Genomic DNA, 14,465 nt, shown 5'->3' with positions numbered 1-14,465 from the left:
GCGGGGGAGGGCACCGGTCCTGGACCGGGGTCGTCCCGCGCGGCCGGGGCTCTCGCGCGAGCGAGGTCAGCGGAAGACGACGGTGCGGTGCCCGTCGAGCAGCACGCGGTGCTCGGCGTGCCAGCGCACCGCGCGCGCGAGCGTCTGGCGCTCGACGTCCTCGCCGATCGCGACGAGGTCCTCCACGCGGCGGGAGTGGTCCACGCGTGCGACGTCCTGCTCGATGATGGGCCCCTCGTCGAGGTCGCCCGTGACGTAGTGCGAGGTGGCCCCGATGAGCTTGACCCCGCGGTCGTGCGCCTGCGCGTAGGGGCGCGCGCCCTTGAAGCTCGGCAGGAACGAGTGGTGGATGTTGATGATGCGGCCGGGCATCTCGCGGCACAGGTCGTCGGAGAGGATCTGCATGTAGCGCGCGAGCACCACGAGCTCGACGTCGAGCTCCGTCACGAGCCCGCGGAGCCGCGCCTCGGCGTCGGCCTTGGTCTCGCGCGTCACGGGCACGTGGTGGAACGGCTTGCCGTAGAAGGACGCGATGTCCTGCAGGTCCGTGTGGTTGCCGACGACGCCCACGACCTCGATCGGCATCGCCTGGGACCGCTCGCGGTACAGCAGGTCCACGAGGCAGTGCGGCGCCTTCGACACCATGAGGAGCGTGCGGACGCGTCGTCCGACGACGTCGAGCTCCCAGGCCATGCCGAACCGCTCCACGACCGGGGCGAGCGCGTCGGCGAGAGCGTCGCGGGGGACCGCGGCCTCGACCTGGACGCGCATGAAGAACAGTCCCGACAGCGGGTCGCCGAACTGCTGCGACTCGGTGATGTTGCCGCCGAGCCCGGCGAGCGCCCCCGCGACGGCGTGCACGATCCCCGGACCGTCGGGGCAGGAGAGCGTGAGGACCCAGTGGGTCGGACGGTCGGCGGTGGCGTCTGCGGGTGAAGGGCTCGTCGTGGACACCTCTCAGAGGGTAGCCGCGGACCCGGGCGGGGGACGCCGTCGTCCTCCCGGCGGACGCGCACCGGCACATCACCCGGCTCCCGGCCGTGCGGCGCGCGCATGTCTGACACGATGAACCCATGAACGACGCGCAGATCACGACCCGTCTCGTCGACGACGCCGAGGCCGGCGAGCTCCTCACCCTGCGCCGGGCGGCGTTCGTCACCGAGGCGCAGCTGTACGGCGACCCGAACATCCCCCCGCTGACGCAGACCCTGCACGAGCTGCGCGACGACCTCGCGCGCGAGGACGTCGTGACGATCGGCGCGTGGCTCGGCCACCGCCTCGTCGGGTCGGTGCGGGTCGAGATCGAGGGCAGCCGGGCGACGCTCGGTCGCCTCGCGGTCGCCCCCGACATGCAGGGCCGCGGCATCGGCACGCAGATGCTCTTCGAGGTGCTGCCGTACCTGCCGGAGCAGACCTCGGAGATCTGGGTCTTCACCGGCAAGGACTCGAAGCAGAACCTGGCGATGTACACGAAGCACGGCTACGAGGAGCAGTACGACAAGGCGGCGGGCGACCTCACGTACACGTACCTGCGCCGCATCCTCGGTGCGGCCGAGGTGCACGACGACGGCGCCGCCCAGGAGCAGCAGGGCGCCTGACCGCTCGACCGGGGGCGCACGGTGTGGGTTAGGATCGTGCGCGTCGCGACTGGCGCACCCCGTCGTTCGAGCGGGGATGGTGGATCACCACCGGGGAGCGACGTGCTGTGCAGACGACGGGTCGTTCGCCTGGGCCCCGGGTCACCCCCTGGTGGGTGCGTACCCGGTTGCGGACCGGGACCACCCCCCGGAACCGTCCAGCATCTCCACCGACGAAACCCGCTGCCCAGACCGCGAGGAGACGCCATGAGCGCCCAGCCCGTTGACCGCCCGTCGCAGGACGTCCTGAACACCCCGCTCGCCGAGCTCGACCCGGAGATCGCCGCGGTCCTCGACGGCGAGCTCGCGCGCCAGCGCGACACGCTCGAGATGATCGCGTCGGAGAACTTCGTCCCGCGCGCCGTCCTGCAGGCGCAGGGCTCGGTCCTCACGAACAAGTACGCGGAGGGCTACCCGGGCCGCCGGTACTACGGCGGCTGCGAGCAGGTCGACATCGCCGAGAACCTCGCGATCGCCCGCGCGAAGGCGCTCTTCGGCGCCGAGCACGCGAACGTCCAGCCGCACTCCGGCGCCACCGCGAACGCCGCCGTGCTGCACGCCCTCATCAACAAGGGCGACAAGATCCTCGGCCTCGAGCTGGCCCACGGCGGCCACCTCACGCACGGCATGAAGATCAACTTCTCCGGCAAGCTCTACGACGTCGCCGCGTACGGCGTGGACCCGCAGTCGTACCGCATCGAGATGGACGAGGTGCGCAAGCAGGCGCTCGAGACCCGCCCGGACGTCATCATCGGCGGCTGGTCCGCGTACCCCCGCCACCTCGACTTCGCGGCCTTCCGCGAGATCGCGGACGAGGTCGGCGCCAAGCTCTGGGTCGACATGGCGCACTTCGCGGGCCTCGTCGCCGCGGGCCTGCACCCGTCCCCGGTGCCGTTCGCGGACGTCGTGTCCTCCACCGTGCACAAGACGATCGGCGGTCCGCGCTCCGGCTTCATCCTGAGCAAGGAGGAGTACGCCAAGAAGATCGACTCCGCGGTGTTCCCGGGCCAGCAGGGCGGCCCGCTCATGCACGTCGTCGCGGCGAAGGCCGTGTCGTTCAAGATCGCCGCGTCCGACGACTTCAAGGACCGCCAGGAGCGCACGCTGCGCGGCGCGAGCATCATCGCCGACCGCCTCGCCCAGGCCGATGTCGCCGAGGCCGGCGTGTCCGTCCTCACCGGCGGCACGGACGTCCACCTCGTGCTCGTCGACCTGCGCCACAGCGCGCTCGACGGCCAGCAGGCCGAGGACCTCCTGCACGAGGTCGGCATCACCGTGAACCGCAACGCCGTGCCGTTCGACCCGCGCCCCCCGCGCGTCACGTCCGGCCTGCGCATCGGCACGCCCGCGCTCGCGACGCGCGGCTTCGGCGACACCGAGTTCACCGAGGTCGCGGAGATCATCGCGACCACGCTGCGCGAGGGCTCGGCGGCCGACGTCGAGGCCCTGCGCCGCCGCGTCGAGGCGCTCACGGCCGACTTCCCGCTCTACCCGGAGCTGCAGCAGTGACCGCGCAGATCCTCGACGGCAAGGCCACCGCCGCCACGATCAAGTCCGAGCTGCGCTCGCGCGTCGCCGCGCTGCGCGACCGCGGCGTCGTCCCCGGACTGGGGACGGTCCTCGTGGGCGAGGACCCCGGCTCGATGTCCTACGTCGCGGGCAAGCACCGAGACTGCGCCGAGGTCGGCATCGAGTCGATCCGCGAGGATCTGCCCGCCGACGCGACCCAGGCCGACGTCGAGGCGGCGATCGACCGCCTCAACGCCGACCCGGCGTGCACGGGCTACATCGTCCAGCTCCCGCTCCCGCGAGGGATCGACACCAACGCGGTGCTCGAGCGGATCGACCCGGACAAGGACGCCGACGGCCTGCACCCGACGAACCTCGGTCGTCTCGTGCTGCGCGTCAACGAGGCCGTCACCTCGCCGCTGCCGTGCACGCCCGCCGGGATCATCGAGCTCGTGCGTCGGCACGGCATCGACCTCGCGGGCAAGGACGTCGTCGTGGTCGGCCGTGGCACCACGGTGGGCCGCTCGATCGGCCTGCTCCTCACCCGGCGCGAGATCAACGCGACCGTGACGCTCACGCACACGGGGACGCGCGACCTCGCGGCGCACCTGCAGGGTGCCGACGTCATCGTCGCGGCCGCCGGCGTCGCGGGCTTCGTCAAGCCCGCCCACGTCAAGCGGGGCGCCGTCGTGCTCGACGTCGGCGTGAGCCGCGTCGTCGAGCCCGAGACGGGCAGGGCGCGGCTGCGGGGCGACGTCGACCCCGGCGTCGCCGACGTCGCGGGCTGGCTCTCGCCCAACCCGGGCGGGGTCGGCCCCATGACGCGCGCGATGCTCCTCGCCAACGTCGTCGACACCGCGGAGCGGTCCTTCGCCTGATCGCGGGGGCGCTAGGGTGCGCCCATGAGCAGCGCCGCCGCGCCACCGACCCGCCGCACCCGGGCCGCCGTCACCGCCGCGTACGCGGTCCAGGGCGCGGGGTTCGCCGTCGTCCTCACGAGCATCCCCGGGTACAAGGACCGCCTGGGGATGGGGGACGACGTCGTCACGCTCGTCGTGCTCGGCGTGTGCGTGTGCGCCGGGCTGGGCAGCGCGCTCTCGGGCGTGGTGTCGGCCCGGCGCGGGTCGCGGGTCGTCGTGGTGGGCGGGCTCCTGCTGGCGGCGCTCGGTATCGCCGGCGCCGGCGCGGCGCCCGCCTGGCCGCTCTTCTTCGCGGCGCTCGCCGTGTACGGCCTCGCGCTCGGGTCCGTCGACGCGGCCATGAACATGCAGGGCATCGACGTCGAGCGGGCCTACGGTCGCAGCCTGCTCGCCTCGTTCTACGCGGGCAACGCAGCAGGCGGCGTGCTCGGCGCGCTCGCTGTGTCGGGCGCGGCGCTCGTCGGGCTGGGACAGCCGGTCGCGCTGCCGCTCGTCGCGGTCGTCGTGGCGGTGGCAGCGGTCGTTCTCTCGCCGCGCCTCGTGCCCGGTCGCGGTGCGCTGCCCGACGGCGCGCCCGCGGGAGTGCGGACGGCGTCGCCCGAGGTGTCCCGCACCGCGCGCGACGCGTCGACGACGGTTCCGGTGCCGGACGCCCTGGAGAGCGAGGACGGCGTGGCAGCGCCAGGTGCGCGCGTGGCCGCCGGGACGATCGCGCTGCTCGGGGTCGCGATGGTCGCGTTCCCCGTCGCGGACTCGGCGATCTCCAGCTGGAGCGCCACCTTCCTGCGCGACGTGCTCGCGGCCAGCGCCGTCGTCGCGCCGCTCGGGTACGCCGCGTACCAGGCGACCCTCATCGTGTCGCGGCTCACCGGAGACCGGCTCGTCGGGCGGCTGGGCCGCGTGCGGGTCGTGCGGTGGGGCGGCGCGCTCGGAGCGCTGGGGTTCCTCGCGGTCGCCGCCGCCCCGGGCTGGCCGGTCGCGGTGCTCGGCCTCGCGGTGACGGGGCTCGGACTGGGCGTCGTCGCACCGCTCGCGTTCTCGGCGGCGGGCGACCGTGCGCGCGAAGCAGTCGCAGCGGCGGGAGATCGTGCGCGCGGGGCGGTCTCCCCCGGGACGGCCGACGCCCCACCCGACGGCACCGTGGAGTCCGTGACGGACCGTGCCGTCGCACGGCTCAACGTCTTCACGTACGTCGGGGCCGTGCTCGGCGGCGTGCTCACCGGGGTCTTCGCGACCGCGGACCAGCTCCGCGTCGGGTTCGCCGTCCTCGCCGTCCTCGCAGCCGTGTCCGCGGTGCTCGCCGGCCGGTTCCGGCCGGTGGCCGCGGCCGCCGACGTGAGCGGGGCCACGCTCGCACGCTGACCGCGCCGTGGGCGGTCCGTGATGGGATGTCCCGGTGCCGCGGGCGATCGCGACCGCGCGCGCCCCGTCGTCGAGGAAGGACCTCCGCTTGCTCACCGTCGCCACCGCCAACGTCAACGGCATCCGCGCCGCCGTCCGCCGAGGGATGGACGCCTGGATCGCGTCCCGGACCCCCGACGTCCTGCTCCTGCAGGAGGTGCGCGCCCCCGACTCCGTCGTCCACGAGCTGCTCGACGGCTGGCACGTCGCGCACCAGGCGTGCGACATCAAGGGCCGCGCCGGCGTGGCCATCGCGTCGCGCCTGCCGGTGCACGCGGTGCGCGTCGGCCTCGGCGCCGAGGGGCCCGAGGCGCCCGTCGACACGGGTCGCTGGGTCGAGGCGGACCTCGACCTGCCCGACGGTTCGACGCTCACGGTCGTCAGCGCCTACATCCACTCCGGCACCGTCTCCCAGCCCGAGACGATGACCCAGAAGTACGCCTACCTCGACCGGGTCACCGCGCGCCTTCGCGAGCTCGCCGCCGACGGCCGCCGCGCCGTCCTCGCGGGCGACCTCAACATCGCCCACCGCAACGCCGACATCAAGAACTGGAAGGGCAACCTCAAGAGCGCGGGCTTCCTGCCCGAGGAGCGCGCGTACGTCGACACGTGGCTCGACGAGATCGGTCTCGTCGACCTCGGCCGCGTGCACGGCGGTGACGGCCCCGGACCGTTCACGTGGTGGTCGTGGCGCGGCCGTGCGTTCGACAACGACTCGGGCTGGCGCATCGACTACCAGCTCGCGACCCCCGCGCTCGCCGAGCGCACCGTCAAGGTCGAGGTCGACCGCGCGCCGTCCCACGAGGAGCGCTGGAGCGACCACGCGCCGGTCGTCGTGACGTACGACCTCTGACCACTCGGCGTCCCCGGGCGCTCAGGGCACTGCGGGGCGGCCGTGCCGGGTCTACCATCCGCGCCGCTCGTTCCTCACGGCGCTCCCGCCAGACCCGCCACGACCCGGCACGGCCGCCCCTCCGGCCCTGATCGCCCTCCTCGGAGGACACCTGCGGCCCTGAGCGCCCCCTCGCAGGCTCCTCAGGCGACGGCGTCGGCCGGTGCCGAGGGGACGGCGAGGAGGAAGCCGGGGGCTCCGAAGCCCTCGCGCTCGAACGCGGCACGCACGGCGTCGGCGACGGCCTCGGCACGGTCGGCCGCGACGAGCGCGATCGCCGAGCCGCCGAATCCGCCGCCGGTCATCCGAGCGCCCAGGGCGCCGGCGACGCGTGCGGCCTCGACGGCGACGTCGAGCTCGACGCTCGAGACCTCGTAGTCGTCGCGCAGCGACGCGTGCGACGCGTTCATGAGCGGTCCGATCTCGTCGACGCGACCCTCCTGCAGGAGTGCGACGAGGTCGCGGACCCGGCCGATCTCGGTGACGACGTGGCGCACCCGGCGGCGGGAGACGTCGTCGGGCAGCTTGTCGAGCGCGACGTCGAGCGTGCCGGCCGGGTCGTCGGACGCCGTCGCGGCGTCGGCGAGCTCGCGCAGGGACGTCAGCCCCAGGCTCTGCGCGGCGGCCTCGCACGTGTCGCGTCGCTGGGCGTACTGACCGTCGACGAGCTGGTGCTCGGCGCGCGTGTCCATGACGAGGACGGCGAGACCCGCGGCCTCCAGGTCGAACGGCTCCTGCTCCGCGGACTCCGTGGGGTCGAGACCGGGCCGGCAGTCGAGCAGCAGGGCGTGACCGGTCCGGGCGCGCAGCGACGCGGACTGGTCCATGCCCCCGGTCGGGGCCCCCGCGATCTCGTTCTCCGCGCGGACGCAGGCCGCCGCGAGGGTCGCGCGGCCGGCGTCGGACGTCCTGAGACCGAGCCCTGCGACGTCGTCGAGCGCGACGGCGACCGCGCACTCGAGCGCGGCCGACGACGACAGCCCCGCCCCGAACGGCACGCACGAGTCGACCGCGGCGTCGAAGCCCGGGACCACCGCGGGGTCCGCTCCGGCCGCGGCGAGGTGCTCGCGCAGCGCCCAGGCGACGCCGGCGACGTACGCGCCCCAGCCGGCGACCGTCCCGGGCGCGACGTCGTCGAGCGACATCTCCCAGACCTCGCCCGGCGCCTGCGCGGACGCGAGGCGCACGAGGCCGTCGGTGCGCGGGCGCAGGGCGACGTACGTGCGGTGCGGCAGCGCGATGGGCAGGCACAGGCCGGCGTTGTAGTCCGTGTGCTCGCCGATGAGGTTGACCCGGCCGGGCGCGCTCCACACCTGCAGCCCGTCGCGCTCACCCTCGCCGTCGACGTCGTCACCCGTGCCGAACGCGTCGGCGAACACCGTGCGCGCGCGGGCGGCGCCCGCGTCCTGCTCCCAGGCGGGGACCCAGCCGCGCGCCGCGCCGGCGGGCGCGAGCTCCTGGAGCCGGGCCGCGATCCGCTCGGGTGTGGTGTCGCTGATCCACGCGCCCATGCCGGACTCGGAGCCTGCGAGGTACTTGAGCTTGCCGGGGGCGCGCAGCACCGAGAAGACCTGCAGGTGCAGGCGCGTCAGCGTGACCTCGTCCGTGCCGCCGTCGGCGACGGAGCGTCCCTCGTGCGCGGGCGCCTGGTGCCAGGCGGCGATGTACGGGAGGGGGATCGGGTCCCCGTCGGCGGTCTCGAAGAACCGGTCGAGCCGGCGCAGGAGCTCGAGGTACGTCGTCGCGAGGTCGTCGCGCTCGGCGTCGGTCAGCGCGGGCAGGTCGGGCACGTCGCGACGCGGTGCGAGGTGCACCTCGACGGGCCACTTCGCCGCGTACGGCACGTAGGCGACCCAGTGCTCGGTCTCGAGGACGACGCGGCGCCCGTCGGCGAGCTCGGAGTCGAGGACGTCCCGCAGCAGGTTGCGGCCCGTGCGCTCGTGGTGGGCGCGGGCCTGGGTGAGCAGTGCCCGCGTGCGCGGGGTGACGTACGGGTAGCCGTAGATCTGCCCGTGCGGGTGGTGGAGCGTGACGCCGATCTCCTGGCCGCGGTTCTCGAAGCAGAAGACCTGCTCGACGCCCGGGATCTGGCCGAGGGCCGCGGTGCGGTCGGCCCACGCGTCGATGATCGTGCGGACGCGCTGCGGGGGCAGCGCCCCGAACGACGTGTGGTGGTCGCTCGAGAAGCACACCACCTCGCAGCGGCCGGCCGCCGGGCCGTGGACCTGCAGGGGTGCGTCCTGGACCCGCTCGTCACCGATTCCCGGGACACGCTGGAGCGACGGGAAGCGGTTCTCGAACACCGCGACGTCGTAGTCGGTGTCGGGGATCTCGCCGTCGGAGTAGGCGCTGCCGGGGCGCGCGGGACAGAGCGGGCACGAGTCCGCGGCCGGGAGGAACGTGCGGTTCATCCGGTGCGCCGCCAGGGGGATCCAGTCGCCCGTCAGCGGGTCGAGCCGCATCTCCGGGCCCGTGTACGGGTGCGCGACGCCGTCCGGTCCGGGGACCGGGGCGAAGCGGTCGGGGAGGGGGCGCGGGTCGTCGAGACGGCGCGTGCGCTCACCGGAGACGTACTCGGGCGAGTCGTCGAAGTAGACGAGGTCGCGGCCGTCGGCGAGGTGCGTCGCCGTGCGGCGCAGGTGCTGGTTCATGGGTGCGAGGGCTTCCGTCGGTGGTGCGGGGTCGGGGTGCCGGTGTACCGGGTGGGTTCAGGCGAGGACGAGCTGCTCGACGAGGTCGCGCACCCGGTCCTGCTCGCCGGCGGGGAGCGCGGAGTCGGTGACGAGCACGTCGACGTCGGCGAACGACGCGAAGACCCGCAGCCCGGTCGTGTGCCACTTCGTGTGGTCGGCGAGGACCACGGTGCGCCCCGCGGCGTCGATGAGGGCGCGGTTCGTCGCCGCCTCGTCGAGGTTGGGGGTGGTCAGCCCGACGTCCGGGTCGATGCCGTGCGTGCCGAGGAACGTCTGGTCCACGCGCAGCCCGGCGAGCGCCGCCTCGGCGAGCGGCCCGACGAGCGCGTCCGACGGCGTGCGGGAACCGCCCGTGAGGATCGCCTCGAGCCGCGGGTCGCCCGCGCGGTGCAGCGTCTCGGCGACGGGCAGCGAGTTCGTCACGACGGTGAGAGGGCGCAGAGCGGGCGAGGCCGCGATCTGCGCGGCGAGGAGGTGCGTCGTCGTGCCGGCGCTCAGCGCGATCGACGAACCCGGTGCGACGAGGCGGGCGGCGGCCTCGGCGATCGCCTGCTTCTCGCTCGCCTCACGGGTGCGCTTCGCCGCGAACCCGGGCTCGTGCGAGGTGGTGTGCGGCGCCACCGCGCCGCCGTGCACCTTGCGGACCAGGCCCTGGTCCGCCAGCTCGAGCAGGTCGCGCCGGATCGTCATGTCCGAGACGCCGAGGTCCCGGGTGAGGTCGCCGATCCGGACGGCACCGCTCGCGCGGACCTCCGCGAGGATCCGTTCGTGGCGCTGTGAGGCGAGCATGTCGACAGTATTGTCCAGGCGGCTGGATAAATCCAACACGATCCAACATGATTGAACACTGAAGGGTGCCGACAGCGAGAGGCTCTCAGTAGCGGATCGCGTCGATCACCTTGACCCGGACGGCCACGAGCGCCGGGACCAGCCCGGCGACCGCCCCGACGGCGGCCGCGGCGAGCAGTCCCGTGACCGCGGCCGACACGGGGAACGCGGGGCGGTCCTGCACGGCCGACCCCATGAGCTCGTCGATCGGGACGTTGTGCAGTGCCACGACGGCGACGCTCACCCCCACCACGCCCGCGACGAGCGTCGCGACGACGCTCTCCATGAGCACGGAGAAGAACACGCGGCCGGAGCTGGCCCCGAAGCTGCGGCGGATGCCGATCTCGCGGATGCGGTAGCGCACGGTGACGAGGCCGATGTTCACGAGCCCGAGCCCGCCGAGCAGGAGAGCGATCGCGCTCACGCCGACCACCACCCATCGGATCGCGCCGTCGATGACGTCGTAGGCGGGGGAGTCCATGCGGTAGACCTCGACCTGCGTCCCCGGGATCGCCGCGGCGACGTCGCGCCGGATCGCCTCCGTGAGCGGGTCCGCGAGGTCGGGCGGGACCCACAGCTCGAGCGACGGCGGCCCGCTCGTCATGAGCGACTCGGGCGTCGCCCACCGCGCCTGCGCGCTGACCAGCACGTAGGCCTCGGGCTGCATGCCCGGCCAGGGGTCCGGGTAGGACCCGACGACGGTCGCCACCACCGGGTTGTCGCCACCGATGGTGACGGTGGGGTGGTCGGCGACCCGGACGCCTCCCAACGCGTCGAGGAACGTCTGGTTCACGACGAGCGCGGGGGACAGGCGGTCCTCGTCGGCCGCCGTGAGCCAGCGGCCGGACTCCACCTCGAACCGGTGCATGAGGGCCCACCCCGGCTCGACGCCGTTGGTCCACACCTCCAGCGCCCCGTCGGGGAAGCGCATGGTCGCGGGGCTCGACGTCCGCAGCGAGGTGTGCTCGACCTGATAGCGCTCGACGACCTCGTCGAACACCGCCACGTACTCGTCGGGAGACGGCTGCTCGGCGCCCATGGGCCACGCGGAGACGTTGAGCGAGGCGGGGCGCCCGCCGTCGCGCTCGGTGGTCTCGGCGGACACCTGACGCAGCATCGCTCCCGCCGCGGAGATCGTCGTGATGGCGCACACGGCGACGGCGACGCCGACGAGCGCGAGCAGCACCCGCAGCCGGTGCACCCGCAGCTCCTCCCAGGCCTCGATGACGGCGCCGACGATCCCGGTCATGCGGCGTCACCGCCCCGGGCCCCGGCGCTCTCGACGAGCAGGGGACGGGCGACGTGCTCGGCCTGGTGGTCGTCGTCGGTCCGGTCGACCGGGTCGCCGACCGAGGAGCCGTCGACGGAGGTGGCGCCGACCGGGTCGTCCACGCGGCCGCGCGCCTCGCCGTCGGGCAGCGCCGCGAGCGCGCCGAGCGACCCGGCGCTGCGGGCGCTGATGACGATGGGCGTGAGCACGCCGTCGGCGAGGCGGAACTGGCGGGAGGCTCGCGAGGCGACCGCGAGGTCGTGCGTGATGGTGACGAGCGCCGACCCGTTCTCGCGCGCGATCGTGTCCAGGAGGTCCATGACCTCGGTGCCCGTGTCCACGTCGAGCGCTCCGGTCGGCTCGTCGGCGAGGATGACCCGCGGGACGCGGACGAGGGCGCGCGCGATGGCGACGCGCTGCTGCTCGCCGCCCGACAGCTTCTCCGGTCGGGTGTCGAGCCGGTCGCCGAGCCCGACGCGCTCGAGCATCTCGCCGGCCAGGGTGCGGCGGCGCCAGAACTGGCGCCCGCGCGCGTAGAGCAGCGGCGCGACCACGTTCTCGAGGGCCGTGCGGCCCTGCAGCAGGTTGAACTGCTGGAACACGAAGCCGAAGTCGGCGCCGCGCCGCCGTGCCCGGGCGCGGCCGGACAGCCGGCCGACGGGGACACCGTCGAGCAGGAGGTCGCCCTCGGTCGGGGAGTCCAGCAGGCCCAGGAGGTTGAGGAGCGTGGACTTGCCGGTGCCGGATCGCCCGACGACCGACACGTGCTCACCGGCGTCGACCGTGAGGTCGACGCCGCGCAGGATCTGAAGGACCCGGTCGTCGGGCAGCAGGACGGAGCGCGTCACCCCGTGGAGCTCGAGGAGGCTCATCCGACGTAGGCCTCGCCGGTCGCGCCGCCCTCGACGGCGTCCACGTCCTGCCCCGGGACGAACTCGAGCACCTCGTCACCCTCCGCGAGGCCCTCGACGATCTGGACCTGTGCTCCGTCGGTCAGGCCGAGGCGGACGGCCCGCTCCTCCGGCTCGCCCTCCTCGCCGAGCACCCACACCTTGCCCTGCTCGACCCTGCCGAGGACCGCGGTCACGGGCAGGACGAGCGCGTCCTCCGCCGAGCCGGCGGTGATCTCGAGCTGGGCGGCGAGCCCGGCGAACACCGTCACGTCTCCCGGGACGGCGCACGTGACCGACGCGGACCCTCCCGGCGCGGCCTGCTCCGCCGCGGCGTCGTCCGCGGCGTCGGGGCCCGAGGCGGCGGCGCCCATGCGCAGGCCGGCGCACGTGAACGGGGCCGGTCCGCCGGTCACGGTGACCGTGGCCTCGGTGGGGATCTGCAGGAGGCGGAACTGCTGGTCGGCCAGGAGGGAGCCGGTGGCGGAGAGCGTGCCCGGGGAGATCGTCGCGAAGTCGTCCCCGACGGCGACCTCCTGGTCGACGAGCGCCGTGTACGTCGCGACGGTCCCGGCGGTCGTCGCGGTGACGGTCTCGCGCGTGACCTTGGGCCGGCGCTCCGTGACGGTGACCTCGCCGGTCTCGGGGTCGGTCTGCTCGAAGGGCTCCTGGGGCTCGGTGAGCGTCACCTCGAGCAGCGGTGCCCCGGCGGCGACGACGTCGCCGGGCTTCGCGTGCAACGCGGTGACCGTCCCGCGCTGCGTCACCTTCTGCGTGGTCGCGGGGTCGGCGACGATCTGCCCCGTGACGGTCACGGTGTTGACGATGTCGCCCGTCGCGACGGCGACCTGCGGCTCGACCAGCTGCGCCGAGGGCGACGCCGGGTCGGGCGGGGGCTCGGGGGCGGAGCGGAACGCGATGACGGCGAGGGAGACGGCGATGACCCCCCACACGAGGAGTCGGAGGGCGGGGAAGACGAACCGGCGGGTGATACCCACGAGCGGGCTCCTGTGAGGACGGGACGGCCAGGGACGGCGGAGCGGGCGGGGCGCCACGACGACGGCCCGGCCCGAGGCTAGGGCGGTCCTGGGTGCGCCGTCCTCATCCCTCGGGCGGAGATCCGTCGCGGGAGCGTGCGCACGGGGCCGCCCCCTGGCGCGCGGGGAAGATGCTCGATCGCGTGGCGCGCCGACCGGACCGACCGTCGGGCGCCCGGGGCGGGTCAGACGACCGAGACACCCAGCCGGCGACCGGCGAGGCCGCGCGGGCGCCGGGCGAGACCGCGGGCGACGTCGCGCAGCGCGACGGCCGCCGCGGAACCCGGGTCGGAGAGCACGACGGGGACACCGCCGTCGCCCGCCTCGCGCAGCGACACGTCGAGCGGCACCTGGCCGAGCAGGGGGACGTCGGAGCCGACGGCGCGCGACAGGTTGCGCGCGACGCGCTCGCCGCCACCGGACCCGAAGAGCTCGAGCCGCGACCCGTCCGGCTGCTCGAGCCACGACATGTTCTCCACCACGCCGACCACGCCCTGCTGCGTCTGCGTCGCGACGGAGCCCGCGCGCTCGGCGACCTCCGCGGCGGCGACCTGCGGCGTCGTCACCACGACGATCTCGCTGCCCGGCAGGAGCTGTGCGACGGAGATGGCGATGTCGCCCGTGCCGGGCGGCAGGTCGAGCAGGAGCACGTCGAGGTCGCCCCAGTACACGTCGGCGAGGAACTGCTGCAGGGCGCGGTGCAGCATCGGCCCGCGCCACACGACCGGCTGTCCCGCGGGGACGAACATGCCGATCGAGACGACCTTCACGCCGTGGGCGACGGGCGGCAGGAGCATCGAGTCGACGCGCGTGGGCTGCCGGTCGACCCCGAGCATGCGCGGGATCGAGAAGCCGTAGATGTCCGCGTCGACGACGCCGACCGACAGGCCGTCCGCCGCGAGCGCGACCGCGAGGTTGGCCGTCACGGACGACTTGCCGACGCCACCCTTGCCCGACGCGATCGCGTAGACCTGCGTGAGGGAGTCGGGCTGGGCGAACGGGATCACGGGCTCGCCGACCCCGCCCCGCAGCTTCGTGCGCAGCTCCGCGCGCTGCTCGGCGCTCATCACGCCCAGGTCGACGCGCACGTCGGCGACGCCGTCGACGGCGCGCACGGCGGCGTCGACGTCGCGCACGAGCGTGTCGCGCATCGGGCACGTCGCGACGGTGAGGTCCACGCCGACGGTGACGACCGTCCCCAGGCCCGGGTCCTCCCGCGCGTCGACCGAGCGGACCATCCCCAGGTCCGTGACGGGTCGACGGATCTCCGGGTCGAGGACGGTCGCGAGGGCGGCGCGGACCGCGTCCTCGAGCGGGGCGGCGGGGGCGTCGGGCATGGGTCCATCGTAGGTCGGCGCGGTCCGGGGTCCGGGGGCGCGTGACCACGT

Annotated in this window: 12 protein-coding genes, 1 pseudogene and 1 riboswitch; of the genes and pseudogenes, 5 read left to right on the top strand and 8 right to left on the bottom strand. The window is 74.4% G+C overall.

Annotated elements, in window-relative coordinates:
- Positions 1-66 precede the first annotated feature (66 nt).
- Entirely contained in the window at positions 67-954 is an 888-nt protein-coding gene (gene purU, locus ACWPWV_RS01270) for a formyltetrahydrofolate deformylase (protein ID WP_454041191.1), read from the bottom strand.
- Positions 955-1,073: 119 nt separating this feature from the next.
- On the opposite strand from purU, the gene ACWPWV_RS01265 reads away from it, so the two are divergent.
- The 5 genes from ACWPWV_RS01265 (at position 1,074) to ACWPWV_RS01245 (ending at position 6,320) form a co-directional block, all read left to right on the top strand.
- Positions 1,074-1,598, top strand: coding sequence for a GNAT family N-acetyltransferase (locus ACWPWV_RS01265; protein WP_454041190.1), 525 nt, complete (start codon positions 1,074-1,076; stop codon positions 1,596-1,598).
- Positions 1,599-1,633: 35 nt separating this feature from the next.
- A riboswitch (ZMP/ZTP riboswitch) is annotated at positions 1,634-1,740 on the top strand.
- A gap of 104 nt (positions 1,741-1,844) precedes the next feature.
- The gene (gene glyA / locus ACWPWV_RS01260) at positions 1,845-3,146 is read left to right on the top strand and encodes a serine hydroxymethyltransferase (RefSeq protein WP_454041189.1); all 1,302 of its coding nucleotides are present in this window, start codon (positions 1,845-1,847) and stop codon (positions 3,144-3,146) included.
- Positions 3,143-4,024 carry a bifunctional methylenetetrahydrofolate dehydrogenase/methenyltetrahydrofolate cyclohydrolase gene (locus ACWPWV_RS01255; protein WP_454041188.1) on the top strand — a complete coding sequence of 294 codons (882 nt, stop codon included), beginning with the start codon at positions 3,143-3,145 and terminating at the stop codon, positions 4,022-4,024. Before glyA ends, ACWPWV_RS01255 begins: the two co-directional genes overlap by 4 nt.
- Before the next feature lie 24 nt (positions 4,025-4,048).
- Positions 4,049-5,428, top strand: coding sequence for an MFS transporter (locus ACWPWV_RS01250; RefSeq protein WP_454041187.1), 1,380 nt, complete (start codon positions 4,049-4,051; stop codon positions 5,426-5,428).
- A gap of 88 nt (positions 5,429-5,516) precedes the next feature.
- The gene (locus ACWPWV_RS01245) at positions 5,517-6,320 is read left to right on the top strand and encodes an exodeoxyribonuclease III (protein ID WP_454041186.1); all 804 of its coding nucleotides are present in this window, start codon (positions 5,517-5,519) and stop codon (positions 6,318-6,320) included.
- A 182-nt stretch (positions 6,321-6,502) separates the two neighbouring features.
- On the opposite strand, the gene galK is transcribed toward ACWPWV_RS01245, so the two are convergent.
- The 7 genes and pseudogenes from galK to ACWPWV_RS01210 all read right to left on the bottom strand — a co-directional run bounded on the left by galK (position 6,503) and on the right by ACWPWV_RS01210 (position 14,414).
- Entirely contained in the window at positions 6,503-7,834 is a 1,332-nt protein-coding gene (galK, locus tag ACWPWV_RS01240; protein ID WP_454042783.1) for a galactokinase, read from the bottom strand.
- Positions 7,808-9,010, bottom strand: a pseudogene (galT, locus tag ACWPWV_RS01235) (galactose-1-phosphate uridylyltransferase); the annotation flags it as partial. The pseudogene galT and the gene galK, both read right to left, overlap by 27 nt.
- A 57-nt stretch (positions 9,011-9,067) precedes the next feature.
- A complete protein-coding gene (locus tag ACWPWV_RS01230) occupies positions 9,068-9,841 on the bottom strand; it encodes a DeoR/GlpR family DNA-binding transcription regulator (protein WP_454041185.1) in 774 nt (257 codons plus the stop codon).
- A gap of 85 nt (positions 9,842-9,926) precedes the next feature.
- Complete coding sequence (locus tag ACWPWV_RS01225) at positions 9,927-11,129, bottom strand: ABC transporter permease (protein ID WP_454041184.1); 1,203 nt, start codon at positions 11,127-11,129, stop codon at positions 9,927-9,929.
- Positions 11,126-12,022: an ABC transporter ATP-binding protein gene (locus ACWPWV_RS01220; protein ID WP_454041183.1), complete on the bottom strand. Its 897-nt coding sequence runs from the start codon at positions 12,020-12,022 to the stop codon at positions 11,126-11,128. Before ACWPWV_RS01220 ends, ACWPWV_RS01225 begins: the two co-directional genes overlap by 4 nt.
- A complete protein-coding gene (locus tag ACWPWV_RS01215) occupies positions 12,019-13,038 on the bottom strand; it encodes a secretion protein HlyD (protein ID WP_454041182.1) in 1,020 nt (339 codons plus the stop codon). Before ACWPWV_RS01215 ends, ACWPWV_RS01220 begins: the two co-directional genes overlap by 4 nt.
- A gap of 224 nt (positions 13,039-13,262) precedes the next feature.
- Positions 13,263-14,414 carry an Mrp/NBP35 family ATP-binding protein gene (locus ACWPWV_RS01210; protein ID WP_454041181.1) on the bottom strand — a complete coding sequence of 384 codons (1,152 nt, stop codon included), beginning with the start codon at positions 14,412-14,414 and terminating at the stop codon, positions 13,263-13,265.
- Positions 14,415-14,465 lie beyond the last annotated feature (51 nt).

This window comes from Cellulosimicrobium sp. Marseille-Q8652, assembly GCF_965112045.1.
The sequence above is the reverse complement of the archived record's forward strand: the minus strand, read 5'-3'. Positions and strand labels throughout refer to the sequence as shown.

Excerpts from the sequence above, each read along its gene's own strand:
- ACWPWV_RS01265 (WP_454041190.1), top strand. The coding sequence starts at position 1,074 with ATGAACGACGCGCAGATCACGACCCGTCTCGTCGACGACGCCGAGGCC.
- glyA (WP_454041189.1), top strand. The coding sequence starts at position 1,845 with ATGAGCGCCCAGCCCGTTGACCGCCCGTCGCAGGACGTCCTGAACACC.
- ACWPWV_RS01250 (WP_454041187.1), top strand. The coding sequence starts at position 4,049 with ATGAGCAGCGCCGCCGCGCCACCGACCCGCCGCACCCGGGCCGCCGTC.
- ACWPWV_RS01230 (WP_454041185.1), bottom strand. The coding sequence starts at position 9,841 with ATGCTCGCCTCACAGCGCCACGAACGGATCCTCGCGGAGGTCCGCGCG.
- ACWPWV_RS01225 (WP_454041184.1), bottom strand. The coding sequence starts at position 11,129 with ATGACCGGGATCGTCGGCGCCGTCATCGAGGCCTGGGAGGAGCTGCGG.
- ACWPWV_RS01220 (WP_454041183.1), bottom strand. The coding sequence starts at position 12,022 with ATGAGCCTCCTCGAGCTCCACGGGGTGACGCGCTCCGTCCTGCTGCCC.
- ACWPWV_RS01210 (WP_454041181.1), bottom strand. The coding sequence starts at position 14,414 with ATGCCCGACGCCCCCGCCGCCCCGCTCGAGGACGCGGTCCGCGCCGCC.